13 protein-coding genes are annotated in these 16,123 nt (G+C 42.7%); 7 read left to right on the forward strand and 6 right to left on the reverse strand.

Annotated elements, in window-relative coordinates:
- Nucleotides 1-373 precede the first annotated feature (373 nt).
- From AACX68_RS14200 to AACX68_RS14225, 6 genes are read left to right on the forward strand one after another with little or no spacing between them, the layout of a single operon-like run.
- Nucleotides 374-1,576, forward strand: a complete 1,203-nt coding sequence (locus tag AACX68_RS14200; protein WP_228859559.1) for a sterol desaturase family protein — start codon at nucleotides 374-376, stop codon at nucleotides 1,574-1,576.
- Nucleotides 1,569-2,840, forward strand: coding sequence for an aminotransferase class I/II-fold pyridoxal phosphate-dependent enzyme (locus tag AACX68_RS14205; RefSeq protein WP_228859560.1), 1,272 nt, complete (start codon nucleotides 1,569-1,571; stop codon nucleotides 2,838-2,840). Before AACX68_RS14200 ends, AACX68_RS14205 begins: the two co-directional genes overlap by 8 nt.
- Before the next feature lie 21 nt (nucleotides 2,841-2,861).
- A complete protein-coding gene (locus tag AACX68_RS14210) occupies nucleotides 2,862-4,052 on the forward strand; it encodes a GNAT family N-acetyltransferase (protein WP_228859561.1) in 1,191 nt (396 codons plus the stop codon).
- Nucleotides 4,042-5,205, forward strand: a complete 1,164-nt coding sequence (locus tag AACX68_RS14215) for a hypothetical protein (protein WP_228859562.1) — start codon at nucleotides 4,042-4,044, stop codon at nucleotides 5,203-5,205. Before AACX68_RS14210 ends, AACX68_RS14215 begins: the two co-directional genes overlap by 11 nt.
- Nucleotides 5,177-7,024, forward strand: coding sequence for a MutS-related protein (locus AACX68_RS14220; protein WP_339389346.1), 1,848 nt, complete (start codon nucleotides 5,177-5,179; stop codon nucleotides 7,022-7,024). Before AACX68_RS14215 ends, AACX68_RS14220 begins: the two co-directional genes overlap by 29 nt.
- Nucleotides 7,021-7,656, forward strand: a complete 636-nt coding sequence (locus AACX68_RS14225; protein WP_228859564.1) for a GNAT family N-acetyltransferase — start codon at nucleotides 7,021-7,023, stop codon at nucleotides 7,654-7,656. Before AACX68_RS14220 ends, AACX68_RS14225 begins: the two co-directional genes overlap by 4 nt.
- 152 nt (nucleotides 7,657-7,808) lie before the next feature.
- Here AACX68_RS14225 and carB read toward each other — a convergent pair whose 3' ends face one another.
- The 6 genes from carB to AACX68_RS14255 all read right to left on the reverse strand — a co-directional run bounded on the left by carB (nucleotide 7,809) and on the right by AACX68_RS14255 (nucleotide 15,249).
- Entirely contained in the window at nucleotides 7,809-11,033 is a 3,225-nt protein-coding gene (gene carB, locus AACX68_RS14230; RefSeq protein WP_228859565.1) for a carbamoyl-phosphate synthase large subunit, read from the reverse strand.
- A gap of 17 nt (nucleotides 11,034-11,050) precedes the next feature.
- Complete coding sequence (carA, locus tag AACX68_RS14235) at nucleotides 11,051-12,211, reverse strand: glutamine-hydrolyzing carbamoyl-phosphate synthase small subunit (RefSeq protein WP_099120659.1); 1,161 nt, start codon at nucleotides 12,209-12,211, stop codon at nucleotides 11,051-11,053.
- Nucleotides 12,212-12,648: 437 nt separating this feature from the next.
- Nucleotides 12,649-13,470 (reverse strand): 4-hydroxy-tetrahydrodipicolinate reductase, encoded by an 822-nt coding sequence (gene dapB / locus AACX68_RS14240; protein WP_228859566.1) that lies wholly within the window; start codon nucleotides 13,468-13,470, stop codon nucleotides 12,649-12,651.
- A gap of 194 nt (nucleotides 13,471-13,664) precedes the next feature.
- Nucleotides 13,665-13,946, reverse strand: a complete 282-nt coding sequence (locus AACX68_RS14245; RefSeq protein WP_228859567.1) for a virulence factor — start codon at nucleotides 13,944-13,946, stop codon at nucleotides 13,665-13,667.
- Complete coding sequence (locus AACX68_RS14250; RefSeq protein WP_228859568.1) at nucleotides 13,947-14,138, reverse strand: DUF5397 domain-containing protein; 192 nt, start codon at nucleotides 14,136-14,138, stop codon at nucleotides 13,947-13,949.
- Nucleotides 14,139-14,265: 127 nt separating this feature from the next.
- Entirely contained in the window at nucleotides 14,266-15,249 is a 984-nt protein-coding gene (locus tag AACX68_RS14255) for a LysR family transcriptional regulator (protein ID WP_228859569.1), read from the reverse strand.
- 92 nt (nucleotides 15,250-15,341) lie between these two features.
- On the opposite strand from AACX68_RS14255, the gene AACX68_RS14260 reads away from it, so the two are divergent.
- A complete protein-coding gene (locus AACX68_RS14260) occupies nucleotides 15,342-15,980 on the forward strand; it encodes a LysE family translocator (protein ID WP_228859570.1) in 639 nt (212 codons plus the stop codon).
- The last annotated feature ends 143 nt before the right edge of the window (nucleotides 15,981-16,123 follow it).

Below are 16,123 nucleotides of genomic sequence, written 5' to 3' on the forward strand. Positions count from 1 at the left end.
TTCATAGATAGACTGAATCTTCAGGCTATGTAGATATGAATTCCATCAGCCCGTTACAAAAAATTAATTGATTATTGTATTTTGAAAATAAAATTAATTTTATTTATCGTTATTTTGTTGTTCAATTGTAATTAAATGTGTGGCTTTCAAGCTATATATAAAATCACAGAGAATAGTGTATAGCCATATCTTGTAGTATTACTGTTGTAAGCAGTAACCATAAGGACATTCTCGCTCAATCCTAATCATCATATCTAAAGATATGAGAATCTGGTTTATACAAATACCTTCGGTTCTGGATTAGCTGACAGAAGTATCTTTTAGCTACGAATTGATGATGGATATAGGTAGATTGCTACAAATAGGGTAAAAAATGACAGGACAAAATATACTAACTATCTTATTGCCCATATTTTTAATTAGTATGGTGATAGAAGCACTGGTGTTGAATCTATTCCGACGACGTTCTCAATTGAATATCATAGAGAGTTTGGTGAATCTTTCATTAGGCGCAACTAATTTAGTAGCCGGGGTGCTTTTCACGGGCTTACATTTATCGATCTATTATTATGTGCAACAGCATTGGGCGTTGATACCCCCATTACCAAATACTTTCCTACAGATACTGGCGACTTTCATATTCTACGATTTTTTCTACTATCTTAATCACTGGGCTCACCACCGTTGTAACCTGCTATGGGCTAATCATCTTGTGCACCATAGTGGACAGCACTTTAATCTTAGCACTGCTGTGCGCTTAGGCTTTTTCGGAAATTTTACGGTATGGGTGTTTTTTCTCCCCATGGCCTTTCTGGGCATCAAATTGGAACATTACCTTCTGGCTATCGCTGCACAGTTGGTCTACCAGTTCTTTATACACACAACGTTTATTCGCGAATTGGGATTTCTAGAAAAGATTTTTGTCACACCTTCTCAGCATCGGGTACATCATGCCAGTAATTCGCTCTATATAGACAAAAATTTCGGCTGCTTTTTAGTTATCTGGGACAGAATATTTGGAACCTATCAACGAGAGTTATCAGAAGAGCCAATACGTTATGGCATCACCACACCAATAGCCCAACCTCATTCGTTGGGATATCTGAATAGCTTCATGTATTTGGCATGTTTGCGGCAGGCAATGAACCAGCCCAACCTGAAATCTGTTTTGAGAGTATTATTTGGTTCACCTAAATATCTGAATTTTAAAAATGAAATTATCGCTTCGATAAATCCAAATCCAGCAATGTCTACTACATTGTTAATGCTGGTATCTCCAACACTCATTAGCTTCTATATCATTTTCAATGCAAATCAACTCAATACTATTGACGTATGGCTAGTGCCGTTGATCTTCTTGTTAACCAATTGCCTGTACTCCAGCCGTACTGAGCACAATCATTTATCGTTAGTCACTTTGTTCATAAAGGCTTTAGAAGGGATATTCATCGTTTATTTGCTGACAAATTATTCCAATTTACAGCCGTTACTTTGGGTAAGTCTGGCTATCAATATTGGAACACTTATCTTCATTGTTACTTTTTATCCTTATGCAAGGAAAAAACATCATGAATAAATTGCGCCTTACTGATCCCCAAATAGATAACCATCATCGTGATATCACGCGATCCAGCGATTATCTACAAAACATGGCTGAGCGTTACGATAATTTTGTTTCAGATGGCAAAATGGATATGATTGGCAGAGTATTTCATAGAATACCTTGTAAATATGTTTCTGTTAGCTACAACCCTGTCAGCGCTGATAGCACACATATACGTGAAGTTCTGCATTTAGGCTCTTATAACTATTCTGGACTCAATGGTCATCAAAAGATTATCGAATCCAGTATCAATGCAATTCATCAATACGGAACTACATCCAGTGGTGTACGCCTTCTCAATGGTACTAGTGACCTACATCTTGAAATGGAACAACGGTTGGCTAAATTCCTTGGTGTGGAAGAAGTCATTACTTTCAGCTCTGGATTTTCAGCGAATCTCGCAGCCCTCTCCACGCTATGTCGTGAAGGTGACATAGTTTTCAGTGATATGCTTAACCATCAATCTATCGTTGATGGTCTGAAACTAAGTGGTGCAACGACTCGGATTTACCAGCATGCTTCTCTGAAAAGTCTTGAGAACAAGCTTAGCCAAACTTCATTTCAAGCACGTAAATTTATTATCACTGACGGTGTGTTCAGTATGGATGGTGATTTGGCACCCTTACCCGGGATTGTCGACTTAGCACGAAAATATAATGCGTTCGTCATTGTTGATGATGCTCATGGTACTGGGCATATTGGACCGAACGGCCGGGGAAGTTGTGCTTATTTTGGAATAACGGATCAGGTTGATGTTATCACTGGTAGTTTGAGCAAAGGCTTGCCTGGCGTTGGCGGATTTATTGCTACCAACAAGAAAACAGGAAATATTATCCGTATTGCTGCAAATCCTTACATTTATTCTGCTTCGTTACCTCCCGCTGTACTCGCTTCAATCATCAGCGCCATCGACATTCTTGAGAGTTCACCTCAGTTGACTCTGGAGTTGCAAGCCAAGGCTGAGTATTTCCGTCAGAAATTACGCGATGCAGGATTTAATATATTGAACAGCGAAACGGCCATTGTACCATTGATTACGGGTGATGAGCATTGCTGTTTCGCTATGGCCCGTATGCTTCATGAGAAAGGCATATACGTTAATCCTGTGACTTATCCTGCTGTAAGTAAGACACGGGCACGGATTCGGATTAATTTGAGCGCAAACCTGAACAACGAAGAGTTGGATTATAGCATTCGTACTTTCATCCAAATTGGTCAAAAGCTGGCTTTAATATAACCTTATATGGGATTTGCAGTTATGGAAATAAGCTGTAAGTGGGTTGAAAGTGTCAGTCATTTTTCTCGGGAGGACTGGGAACACTGCTATGATCCAGAAAATGTGATTACTTCATATTCATTGCAACTCGCGTTAGAACGTTCTGAACTTGTCGAAAGTTTTTACTATCTTAGCCTTTATCGTAACGAAAAACTGACAGCTATTATTAGTTGCTTCAGTATGTATTATTCCCTAACTGATCTTGCCTCCCCGAAATGGCAGGATTGGGTTGCAACCTTACGCAAGATATTTCCCGGCTTTTTGAAACCAAGGATTTTTGTCGTCGGTAGTCCGATTGCAACTTGCAGTCACATGCTAGGCATTTCCCTACCACCGGATCATCCCGATTACCCCCGATTGTTACAAGCTATGGAACTAGAGATTGATAGGAAAGTATCTGAACTACAAATTAAATTGCAGTGTATCAAAGAGTTTGACGGATATGTTCATCAATGCTTGCAGCAAGTCTTACAGAGCAAATTTGTCGTCTGCCGTAGCCCTGACACGACTTATGTTTATACTGATCAAGTTGGAGGCTTAGAATACATCAATAATATGCTAAAACGTTATAGGAATGTATTGAGAAGACGCAAGCGGAAGTTTGATGCTACTGGTCTACGTTGGATTATGGTTGATGACTTTAGTGCTTACGTTGACAAACTTAATAGCTTATATCGTAATGTATTGCAACGTAGCCATACCAAGTTTGAATGTTTAACACCTGAATTTTTCCATGCTGTTAATGAGGAACTTGGCGATCAAGCACAAGTATTGTTGTGTCTGGATGATGATTATATTGTCGCTTTCGAATTATTCCTCAAGGGCAAAAACCTACACCCGTTATACTTAGGTATTGACTACAGCTACCGCGATGCCAGTGCACTCTATTTCAATTGTTTATATCGAGTTATTGAAGAAGCTCAAAATCAACAATATCCATATATTGAACTTGGTCAGACAAGCTACGACGCGAAATTTAGTGTAGGTGCCATATCATCCAAGCTGTACTTTTATATAAAACATTCTAACGCCTTGTATAATTTTCTTTTATATCGGTTCAGAAAACTGATATTTCCTGCCCCAAAAATCCCAGAACAGCGAAAAGTGTTCAAATTGAATGAAGATTACATTGATGCCCTAAAATCTTCAGGAGCACTAAAACATGTTGATTGATAAATTTCGTATCCATAAGTTTCATATTGAAGTTTATAATTCTATCGAAGATATTGATGCCTATATATGGAATGAAACCTTATCTCAAGGGCATCCATTTAAAACGCATAGCTTTATGAGCGTCTGTGAACAAACGCTTCCTCATCGTGAATATCGATATTTCCAAGTCTTCGCTTCCGATTTGAGGCATTCCTTACAGGGCCTGTTCTTTGCGACACAAGAATCCATTGATCTGATTTCTGATTCTCACTCTGCATTACAATCGAAATTACAGCGATTTTTTCCGAAGTTTGGTTGCATTACTGCAGCCATGCTTGGTAGTTATGAAACCAGTGGCTGCCATTGGTGGTTTTTTCATGAAATTATTCCTCAGCAACGTATCGACATAATCAACCATTCTTTAGCTTTAAGTTTTCCCCGTGCTTTTGTCAGGATCATTCGTGATGTGGAGCATAAAGAGAGGGATTATGCTGCATTACATTCACAGTTGTTAGCACAGGGCTTCAATCCGGCAATGAATTATCCTTTGGCGTTTGTCCAGCTCCAAGGCAGATCATGGGAACAACATAGCCAAAATCTGAAAGCCAATTGCCGTAAGGTGCTTAACCGCATAAAGTCACAGTTTCGCCAATCAGGATGGCGTATTGTTCACTATCATGAACAGCCTATAGAGCTTGAGGGGATTTATGAGCAATACCTCAATACTCACCACCGGGCAAGTGAATATAAGCGTGAGGCGTTACCTTTGAGCTTTTTTGAGCAGACACAAAAAAAATGCCAAGTCGTAGTATCCGTACTTTATGATAAACAGGATCAAGTACGCTCATTTATTTTTAGTGGTATAAGTGAAAGTATTATTAACCCTTTTGTTTTTGGCCGTAATTATCAAGAAGAAAGTGAAGTAAATTCCTACTATATTTTGCATATGGATCTGATCCAGAGCTTCAGTCATTTTCAGACTAAAATTATCGACCTTGGGATTACCAATTACTTCGTTAAACAAAATCTTGGTGCATGCCTAATACGTAATGATATTTATATGAAGTTTAGGAATCCTCTGTTTAATGCATTATTTGGTCGTATTCTTGCCAAAAAATTTGATGTTACTCAACCAAAGGAACGACGTGTTTTCAAAAATGACGATAAACATTAATTCTGATACTCACGAAAAATGCCCATGGCAAACACGAGTTGATTATTTATCTCAAAAAGTACTCGTGTTACAGCAACGTCTGAAATACATGGAATTAAGCCGGTTAATCATATTTATTAGCCTGATCGTATTAGTTTATTATTTATGGCAACAACCAGAGTTGTTATTTTATTCATGGCTATTGGTAACTGGTGGTATATTGTTATTTGTTGGCTTAGTCTTCTTGCATCATCACATACAGGAACAATTACAGAACCATCTCACTCTGGTTACACTAAATACAGAAAGCTTAGAGCGCATTCATCGAAATTTCCCAGCGCTGGCACCTTGCCCGATACATGTTGCTGATCATTTCAGTGAACAGGATCGTGCTCTCAACTTATATGGAACAGCCTCTTTAGGGCAACTGCTATTTAATCTGTCGACAAGTCTCGGTGATTCCAAGCTTGCCGTATGGATAACGCGCGGGTGTCCTATATCGCAACTTTCACAGTATCAACAAGCTATTAAAGAATTGGCACCACAATTAGACTTACGCCAGAAACTGTACGCTTGCGCGAGAAAGCCAGACCGTACAGGGGGAGGATATTATCTGGAGAAATTTCATGACTGGGCGACAAGCACAACTTTCCCTTATATCACTGTCAGGCTAAAACGAGTGGGGCAAATGCTAACCCTGCTTTCATTAGTTTGTATTACTTGTGCTGTAACTCGCTTTGCTCCTGGCTGGATTGTTATCCCTCCTGTGGTTATGAATATCGTATTTCTTATGTTACGGGGGAATCAATTTAAGCAAGCACTTAACCGTGTTGATCTTCAATCTAAGGCCCTGAATAGTCTTTCGAAGATAGTCAGAAATATTAATTCTGGCGAGTATCACGCACAGACTTTACGTAATATTAGTGAATTACTACAAAACCCTTCTGAACGACCAGAGCTGGCATTACGTAAATTGTCAACCATCATCCATTATTCACACTTACGCTTTAATGCCTTGCCGTATCTTGTCCTACAATGCACGTTACTCTGGGATTTTCATATCACCCTGAATCTTCAGGGCTGGCATAAGCAGTATGCACAGCATGTCCCCCGTTGGCTGGAAGCTATCTCATTATTTGAGGCGCTAAGTGCTATGGCAAATCTGAGCCATGAAAATCAAAGTTGGCACTTTCCAACAATGAGCGACGAGCGCAAACTTCATGCAAAGCAAGCCATTCATCCTCTATTACCTGCACAGCAGGCAATTGCTAACGATATCTTACTTATTCTCGGCCAAGTGACCATTATTACGGGTTCTAATATGTCGGGGAAAACCACTTATATGCGTACACTTGGTCTCAACCTGAAACTTGCCATGGCAGGCGGGCCTGTAGCCTGTTCTGAACTGATATTTCATCCTTGTGAATTATTTACCATATTCTCAGCCGCTGATTCCTTACATCAAGGGTTGTCATATTTTATGAGCGAGGTTTTGCAGATTAAAGAATTACTAACAAGGGTCGAACAAAGCGGGTTACAACCCGTCTATCTATTAGATGAACTTCTAAAGGGAACAAATGAACGGGAGCGTAATATGGCAATCATTGCCATATTAAAAAAACTTTGTGCTCAACAGGCCATGGGAATGATAACCACCCACAGTACCACATTAGCGACTGATTCGGATTTACAGCCTATCTCCCGTAACATTTATTTTGAAGAAACTATCGATGATCAATCACCAGATAAAATATTCTTCAGTTATCGCCTCAAGGAAGGAATATCACATCAGACAAATGCCATTAAACTATTCCGTATGCTTGGTGTGGATCTGACATGAATAAATTGCACAGCGCAAATCTTCAACACTGCCCAGCCACTCCAGATTATGCTTCTCAGGTAATCAATCTGTTGGGCAATATATCTACTGATACCCTGAATTTTATTTATGGAGCTGAGGAGTTACGTTCCCGATATCTAATAAAAGAGTTTCGTGGTGAAAAAGGTTATTTTAGTTACTCCCAACATCGTTTGATGTTATCTGATGATCGATGTATTGGGGTGATCGCAGCCTATGATCGTAGAGAAATTAATCGGTTAAATTGGGGAACACTGAGTTCTGTTTTTTCATTTTATCCTTTCCCCCAAGCTATCAAGTGCTTGTATAGATTACTTGCTTCCACATCAGCTACGCCCAAGCCGGAAGGTAATTCCTGTTTTCTCTACAACCTTTCTGTCGATCCGGAATTTTCCCGTCAAGGTATTGGTTCCCAACTATTGGAACAGGAAATTATCCGGGCTCGTGACCGAAAATACAAAATGATTGAGCTGGACGTTGCTACTACTAACCAGCGTGCGATCAGCCTCTATCGACACCATGGTTTTTTAGTAAAACAACAGATTGATAATCCCCGTATTCTTAACGGTTTTTGCTTTAATAGTCACTTACGGATGTTTCTCGAACTACAATAATTAATTGTGTTTTAACTGATGTCATGTCAGTAGCGAATATTCGGCTTAAAGATAAGTACAATTTCTGGATTTAAGATATCACCAGATAAAAAAACAGCGCCCTTACTGATTGGATAACCAACTTTGGGGGCGCTGTTTTTTATTCGCTTAAATTACTTGGTAATTTTTGCGTGCATTTCCTGTACGGAAATGACCTGCTCAGTCGGGTCAGCACTGAGCGCCATGGTGGTTGCGAAACCGCCATTCAGGGTTGTGTCATAATGCACTTTATATTGCAGTGCGCTGCGACGAAGCAGTTTAGAATCTTCAATCGCCTGACGGCCCGCGGTAGTATTGACGATGTAGTCATATTCACCGTTTTTGATTCTGTCCTGAATGTGCGGGCGGCCTTCATGCACTTTGTTTACCAGACGTGGGTTGATTCCTGCTTCACCCAAGACAACCGCAGTACCATGAGTTGCATCCAGTTCAAAGCCCTGCTTAACTAACTGAGCTGCCAAATCAACAACACGCTCTTTATCGCCTTCACGTACCGATAGCAGTGCGCGGCCTTTTTTACCCATGATGGAGTTACTGCCCAGCATTGCCTTGGAGAAAGCTTCAGCAAAGGTACGGCCAACACCCATGACTTCACCGGTAGAGCGCATTTCTGGCCCCAGAATCGGGTCAACTCCCGGAAATTTATTGAATGGTAATACGACTTCTTTCACGGAGTAGTAAGGTGGAATGATTTCCTTGGTTACACCCTGTGACTGTAAGGACTGCCCGGCCATTACGCGTGCAGCGACTTTCGCCAGCGGCATTCCTGTTGCTTTGGAAACGAATGGCACAGTACGTGCTGCACGTGGGTTCACTTCGATCAGATAGACTTCGTTGTTTTTCACAGCAAACTGAACGTTCATCAAACCACGGACACGTAATTCAAAGGCCAGTTTCTCAACCTGATTACGCATCACATCCTGAATTTCCTTGCTCAGGGTATAGGCAGGCAAGGAGCAGGCTGAGTCACCAGAGTGAACACCCGCTTGTTCAATATGTTCCATGATACCGCCGATCAGGACGCGTTCGCCGTCACAGATAGCATCCACATCAACTTCGACAGCATCATCAAGGAAGCGATCCAGCAGAACCGGAGCATCGTTAGAAACACTGACTGCGGTTTGGAAGTAACGACGCAGGTCAGTTTCATCGTATACGATTTCCATTGCCCGGCCACCCAGTACATAGGAAGGGCGAACCACCAGCGGATAACCGAGGTTGTTACCTTTTTCAATCGCCTGTTCGATGGTTGTCACAGTGGCATTTGCCGGTTGTTTCAGGCCAAGACGGTTGACTGCTTGCTGGAAACGTTCACGGTCTTCTGCACGGTCAATGGCATCCGGGCTGGTACCGATAATTGGCACACCAGCCGCTTCCAGTTCACGCGCCAGTTTCAGCGGAGTCTGGCCGCCGTACTGTACGATCACGCCTTTTGGCTGTTCAACGCGGACAATTTCCAGTACGTCTTCCAGTGTTACCGGCTCAAAATAAAGGCGGTCGGAGGTGTCGTAATCTGTTGAAACCGTTTCAGGGTTACAGTTAACCATGATGGTTTCGTAACCGTCTTCGCGCAGCGCCAGAGCAGCGTGTACGCAGCAATAATCGAATTCGATGCCTTGCCCGATACGGTTCGGGCCACCACCCAATACCATGATTTTTGGCTTATCATTGTTTGGATTAGCTTCGCACTCATCTTCATAAGTGGAGTACATGTAAGCCGTATCAGTTGAAAACTCAGCCGCGCAGGTATCTACACGTTTGTAAACCGGATACAGACCATAATCATGGCGCAGTTTACGGATTTCTTTTTCGGATACGCCAGCCAGTTTTGCCAGACGCGCATCAGCAAAACCTTTACGTTTCAACTGACGCAGGAAGCCGGAAGTCAGGCCGTTGATGCCTTGCTCTGCAACCATATCTTCCAGACGAACCAACTCTTCAATCTGCACCAAGAACCAGCGATCAATATTGGTCAGGTTGAAGATACCATCAACGGACATACCCGCACGGAAAGCATCGGCAACGAACCAGATACGCTCAGCGCCAGCATCTTTCAGCTCGCTACGGATTTTGGTCAGTGATTGCACATCATCCAGATTAACTTTCGGGTCAAAACCTGTTGCGCCGACTTCCAGACCACGCAATGCTTTTTGCAGAGATTCCTGGAAAGTGCGACCAATCGCCATGACTTCACCAACGGACTTCATCTGAGTGGTCAGACGGTCATTACTGCCGGCAAATTTTTCGAAGTTGAAACGAGGGATCTTAGTGACGACATAGTCAATCGATGGCTCAAAAGAAGCAGGAGTCAACCCGCCGGTGATGTCATTCATCAGCTCGTCAAGGGTGTAACCAACCGCCAGTTTTGCCGCAATTTTTGCAATAGGGAAGCCAGTGGCTTTGGAAGCCAGAGCGGATGAACGGGAGACTCGCGGGTTCATCTCAATGACAATCAGGCGGCCATTTTTAGGGTTTACTGCAAACTGTACGTTTGAACCACCGGTCTCTACACCAATTTCACGCAGTACTGCCATCGAGGCATTACGCATGATTTGATATTCTTTATCCGTCAGAGTCTGGGCTGGTGCGACAGTGATGGAGTCACCGGTATGGATACCCATCGCGTCAAAGTTTTCAATGGAGCAGACGATGATGCAGTTGTCACTTTTGTCACGAACAACTTCCATTTCATACTCTTTCCAACCAATCAGCGATTCATCGATCAGCAGTTCATTCGTTGGAGAAAGGTCCAGACCGCGCTCGCAGATCTCTTCAAACTCTTCGCGGTTATAAGCGATACCACCGCCTGTTCCACCCATGGTGAAAGAAGGGCGGATGATACAAGGGAAGCCTACGTCTTCAGCGACTGCCAGTGCTTCTTCCATGGTATGAGCGATGCCGGAACGTGCAGTATCCAGACCGATTTTCTTCATCGCTTTGTCAAAACGCTGACGATCTTCTGCTTTATCAATGGCGTCAGCGGTTGCACCAATCATGGTTACGCCGAATTCCTGCAATACACCCTGACGTTCCAGCTCCAGTGCGCAGTTGAGTGCTGTTTGCCCGCCCATTGTTGGCAGGACGGCATCCGGACGTTCTTTCTCAATAATTTTGCGTACAACTTCCCAGTGAATCGGCTCGATGTAAGTTGCATCAGCCATTTCCGGGTCGGTCATGATGGTTGCCGGGTTGGAGTTCACCAGTATGACACGGTAACCTTCTTCTCTCAGCGCTTTACAGGCCTGAGCACCTGAGTAGTCAAATTCACATGCCTGACCGATAACAATCGGACCTGCACCCAAGATCAGGATACTTTTAATATCAGTACGTTTTGCCATTTTCCTTTTTCTCCTGATTATTTGGTGTTCTGAGCGTTTTGCTGACGATGCTGTTCAATCAATTCAATAAAGTGGTCGAACAGAGAAGCGGCTTCATGCGGACCAGGGCTGGCTTCAGGGTGCCCCTGAAAACTGAATGCAGGTTTGTCAGTACGGTGAATACCTTGCAGTGTGCCGTCAAAGAGTGATTTATGGGTTACGCGCAGGTTTGCTGGTAATGAATTTTCATCAACGGCAAATCCGTGGTTTTGTGCGGTAATCATAACGACATTGCGATCTAAATCTTTAACAGGATGGTTGCCACCGTGGTGACCAAACTTCATTTTGACCGTTTTTGCACCACTTGCCAGAGCCAGTAACTGATGCCCCAGACAGATACCAAATACAGGGATTTCAGTATTCAGGAAGGTTTTAATTGCTTCGATGGCATAGTCACAAGGTTCTGGGTCACCGGGACCATTGGACAGGAAGATCCCGTCTGGTGCCATTTTCAGTACTTCATCCGCAGGCGTCTGGGCAGGTACGACAGTCACGCGGCAGCCACGATCCACCAGCATACGCAGGATATTACGTTTTACACCAAAATCATAAGCGACAATATGGTATGGCAATTCTTGTTCTTTACGGGCTTCCGGCAACCCTTCTGTCAGTGTCCAGCTCCCTTGTAACCACTGATAAGACTGTGCCGTGGTGACTTCTTTCGCCAAATCCATCCCTTTCAGACCGGGAAATGCTTTTGCTTTTTCCAGTGCAACTTGAACATCCGCTTCATTACCCGCAATGATACAGCCGTTTTGTGCCCCTTTTTCGCGCAACAGGCGGGTCAGTTTACGTGTATCAATATCAGCAATCGCAACAATGTTATGATTTTTCAGATAATCAGACAGATTGTTTTCACTACGGTAGTTGCTGGTGATGAGAGGTAAATCGCGGATTACTAAGCCTTGGGCCTGAATGGCGGGAGATTCTTCATCAGCACTGTTAATGCCGACATTTCCAATATGAGGATAGGTGAGAGTAACAATTTGGCGGGAATAGGAAGGGTCGGTAAGTATTTCTTGATATCCGGTCATTGAGGTATTGAAGACCACTTCACCAACAGCCACACCTTCTGCACCTATGGCGCGACCGTGAAATTGGGTCCCATCTTCTAGAACCAATATAGCTGACTTAATCAAAACGCCCTCCGGGAATGAATAACAAATCGCACTCAATGCATATTAATTCGGAATTAATCCTTTAAATCAATGCCAATCATGTTCTTTGTCGAAATTTTGGCAAATTGCGCGCATTCTAATGATGAGAACGGGGCTTGTCTACAAAAAATCCCTTTTTTATTGGTTTTTTTGCGAGGCTCAATCCAACATTGTTGAAATATGCCTGAAAATTATAAGTAAAGTGCGATTATATGCTCGATTAATGTGAAATTAAATTTTAAAACTGAAAAAACCGTGTGATTTTCAGTACCTATGGGAGAAAAGATGATAAAAATGACAATTTATGGTGTAAAACTGTGAGTAATTGATGATGAAAGTTATATTTACTATTTAAATATGTAATTACGCATTCATTGAAAAATAATAGCGTAATTACATGATGTTATGAATTCAATAAATCATAAGTTTTCGAGATTAAGGACATCTTTCATGTCATAAAGGCCACTATTTTTATTGGTTATCCAGGTTGCTGCTTTAACAGCACCATTTGCGAAAGTCATTCGGCTTGAGGCTTTATGGGTTATCTCAACTCGCTCCCCAATATCAGCAAAAATAGCAGTGTGTTCTCCGACAATATCACCGGCTCTTATAGTGGCAAAACCAATACTTTTCGGGTCTCGTTCGCCCGTATGGCCTTCGCGGGCATAGACTGCACATGTTTTCAGGTCACGGCCTAATGTGTGAGCAATGGATTCCCCCATTGCCAGCGCGGTGCCTGATGGCGCATCCACTTTATGGCGATGGTGAGCTTCAATAATTTCAATGTCTGTGTGCTCTCCCATTACTGTTGCCGCTTTCTCCAACAGTTTCAGGACAAGGTTAACACCAACACTGAAATTCGCGGCAAAAACAATCGGAATGTCACGGGACGCATCATGAATAGCCTGCTTACCTGCGTCATCAAACCCGGTTGTACCAATGATCACCGCTTTGCGGTGTTGGTGACAAATGGCGAGATAGGTCAGTGTGCCTTCCGGGAGGGTAAAGTCGATCAAAACGTCAAAGTCATCAATAACAGAGTGGAGGTTATCATGGATCGTAATACCGTTAGTACCAGTGCCAGCCAATTCTCCGGCATCCGCTCCTACTAATGAAGAACCTGAGCGCACCAGAGCAGCCCCCAGTGTAACGCCATCCGCCTGCTGAACGGCCTGAATGAGATTACGCCCCATACGGCCACTGGCCCCTACGATAGCAATGCGAATATCTGTATCAGCCATAAGGCCCCCGCTATAGTGAATATCAATTTTTAATTGAGGTGATAAAGTAAATTGCCTACAGCTTAACTGGCAATAGCGGGCGGTGCCAGACTTAGAGGGATGCCATTAGGAAAACAGAGATCAGACGGGCAGTTATAAAAAATACTAAAGATGAATATTTGTATAATATGTCAGGCGGTTATTTTAAATGTGGATCATTTATCTTTGACTACGGGTGTGAAATCAGACCACTGTTCAATACGAAACGCCCGGATGTCACGAACAGAGGAGGGAAACCACGGGAGTGCTTTGAGGGATTGGATAGCGACAAAAAGTTGAGCCATGTTTTCGTCTTCGCTGATATACAAACTGCCTTGTACACGCCGAAACCCGTATCGTGCCAGCGTTGCGCCAATTTCAGCATAAGCCTGTGATACTCCTTTAGGATGATGTTTCTCAGTATCAGAAACAATCAGGTCAAATGCGATCGCGTACATTCAGGCCGCCTTAGGGTCATCGTTGAGATGTGTAAGACGATATTCTGTTTTTTCGCCCGTTTCGACTAGTACAATTTCAACCATCCAATCACCATCTTCTAGCTGACGTATTAATTGACCCACCTCATATTTAGGGCCAAATACACCAAAACTTTTAATGGCACCAACAGGAACTGGAGGAGTGCTTATCATGATTATTCCTCATCGTCATCAAAACCCATTGAGAGTGTAGTATGTTAAGAATACTGTTTCAATAATGGTTTTTGAGTCAGAGAGTACTTTGATATTAAATGCTGAACATACTGATTTCGTACATTAGCTACTCCCCGGCTTCAGGTAATTCGTAATGATAATGATGAGGTTCTTTGGCGACTTTTTTATCTTGGATATTTTCCTGACGGAGTCTTTCAGCAAGAAACTCTATAAATACACTAAGCTTCGGGGATAAATACCGCGTTGGCGGGTAAAGCACCCATAATTCACCGGTATAATTGGCCTTAAAGTTCCAGTCAGGCAGAACCTGAACCAGCCGTCCCTGCTGTAAAGCATGTCTGGCGGTAAAATAGGGTAAGCTACTAATACCGATGTGTTTCAGTGCTGCATCAAGCCTCACACCGGTATGATTGGCGGCGTAACGCCCCTGAATATTAACAGCGGCAGTTTTGCTGCCCTGACTGAACTTCCAGCGTGAATCTCCCGGTTCTTCACCAAGATAGATACAGCTATGGGTTTTTAGATCATGAGGATGTTGTGGTATCCCGTGTTCTGCAAGGTATTCCGGTGTGGCACATAACATATGCCAAATCTTGAGTAACCGCCGCCCCATTAGACCTGGAGGGGGCTGATCAGTGATTCGTATGGCGAGGTCAACTTCATCATCTATTAAATCCACATACCTGTCATCAAGCCGCAAACTGACATCAACTTTAGGGTAACGGGTAAGAAAAGCCGGTATATGAGGATGAACGACAAAACGCCCTACAGCTTTAGGTACACTAACCCGGACTATACCTAGCGGCTCACCGCTAAAGTTTCCTGATACAGACATGACAGCCTGAGCTGAATTCATCATGTCCAGACAATGTTCATAAACCTGTTGCCCACTCTCGCTTAAACGAAGTTTACGTGTTGTTCTCTGTAGCAGACGGGTTCCGAGCGCTTTTTCCAGTCTGGCTACGGAGCGGCTAATCGCAGAAGGTGTCGCTGCTAATTGACGGGCAGTTTCAGAGAAACTCCCTGTTTCAACGACTTTGGCGAAAATAGCCATTTCCCGCATCAGGGTTATCGTGTTATTTGTGCTCATAGGTCAAAAGTTATTTGGTTTTTGGATGGATTATCGCTACTGAGTTTATTTAATACAATCAGGATATTCTGCTTATATAAAGAGTATTAAATATGCTTTCTAACTATCTACATGAATTTTTGGGGCTTGCGCTGATCCATTTTCTGGCTGTTGTTGCTCCGGGGCCGGACTTTGCCGTGACTATCAGGCAGAGCATACGCTATGGTCGTTGGGTGGGTATTTTTACTGCTATCGGTATTGGTGTGGGGATATCAGTCCATGTGATTTATACGCTGATTGGTATTGGTGCGTTAATCCATTCAACATATTGGCTGATGACAGCCGCAAAAATAATCGGTGGTCTATATATATGCTATCTGGGAATTCAATTTATCAGAAGCAAACCGGAAAAGGCTGATTTTGCCCTTTCCTATGAAGCGCCAGCGCAGCAACAAACTCTTCGCAGGGCTTTCTTTATCGGGTTTATGACAAATGCGACCAACCCTAAAGCAACGCTATTTTTTCTGGCTGTATTTACAACCGTGGTAAGCACTACGACGCCGCTATCTGTTCAGGTTTTTTATGGTGTATGGATGTGTATGGTGAATGCAGCATGGTTTATTCTGGTTAGTTGGTTGTTTTCCAATTCAGTGATCAGATTGAAATTTATTCAGATGGGATGCTGGTTTGAGCGTGTAATTGGCATAATTCTGATTGGATTTGCAATTCGCCTCGTATTTATTTCCACGTAAAAAATAAGAACATGGAGTTCATTAAAACGAATGTTATTTTGTATTACACCAGAATGAAAGTTTGAAGTTTTTGATAAATAGAAATGATGTGATAAAGCAAATAGTTACAAGTTATTTATTAGTGAATTGGTTTTATTTAATTA

It is taken from the genome of Xenorhabdus sp. PB61.4 (assembly GCF_963894935.1).
In the GTDB taxonomy this organism is placed as follows: domain Bacteria; phylum Pseudomonadota; class Gammaproteobacteria; order Enterobacterales; family Enterobacteriaceae; genus Xenorhabdus; species Xenorhabdus stockiae.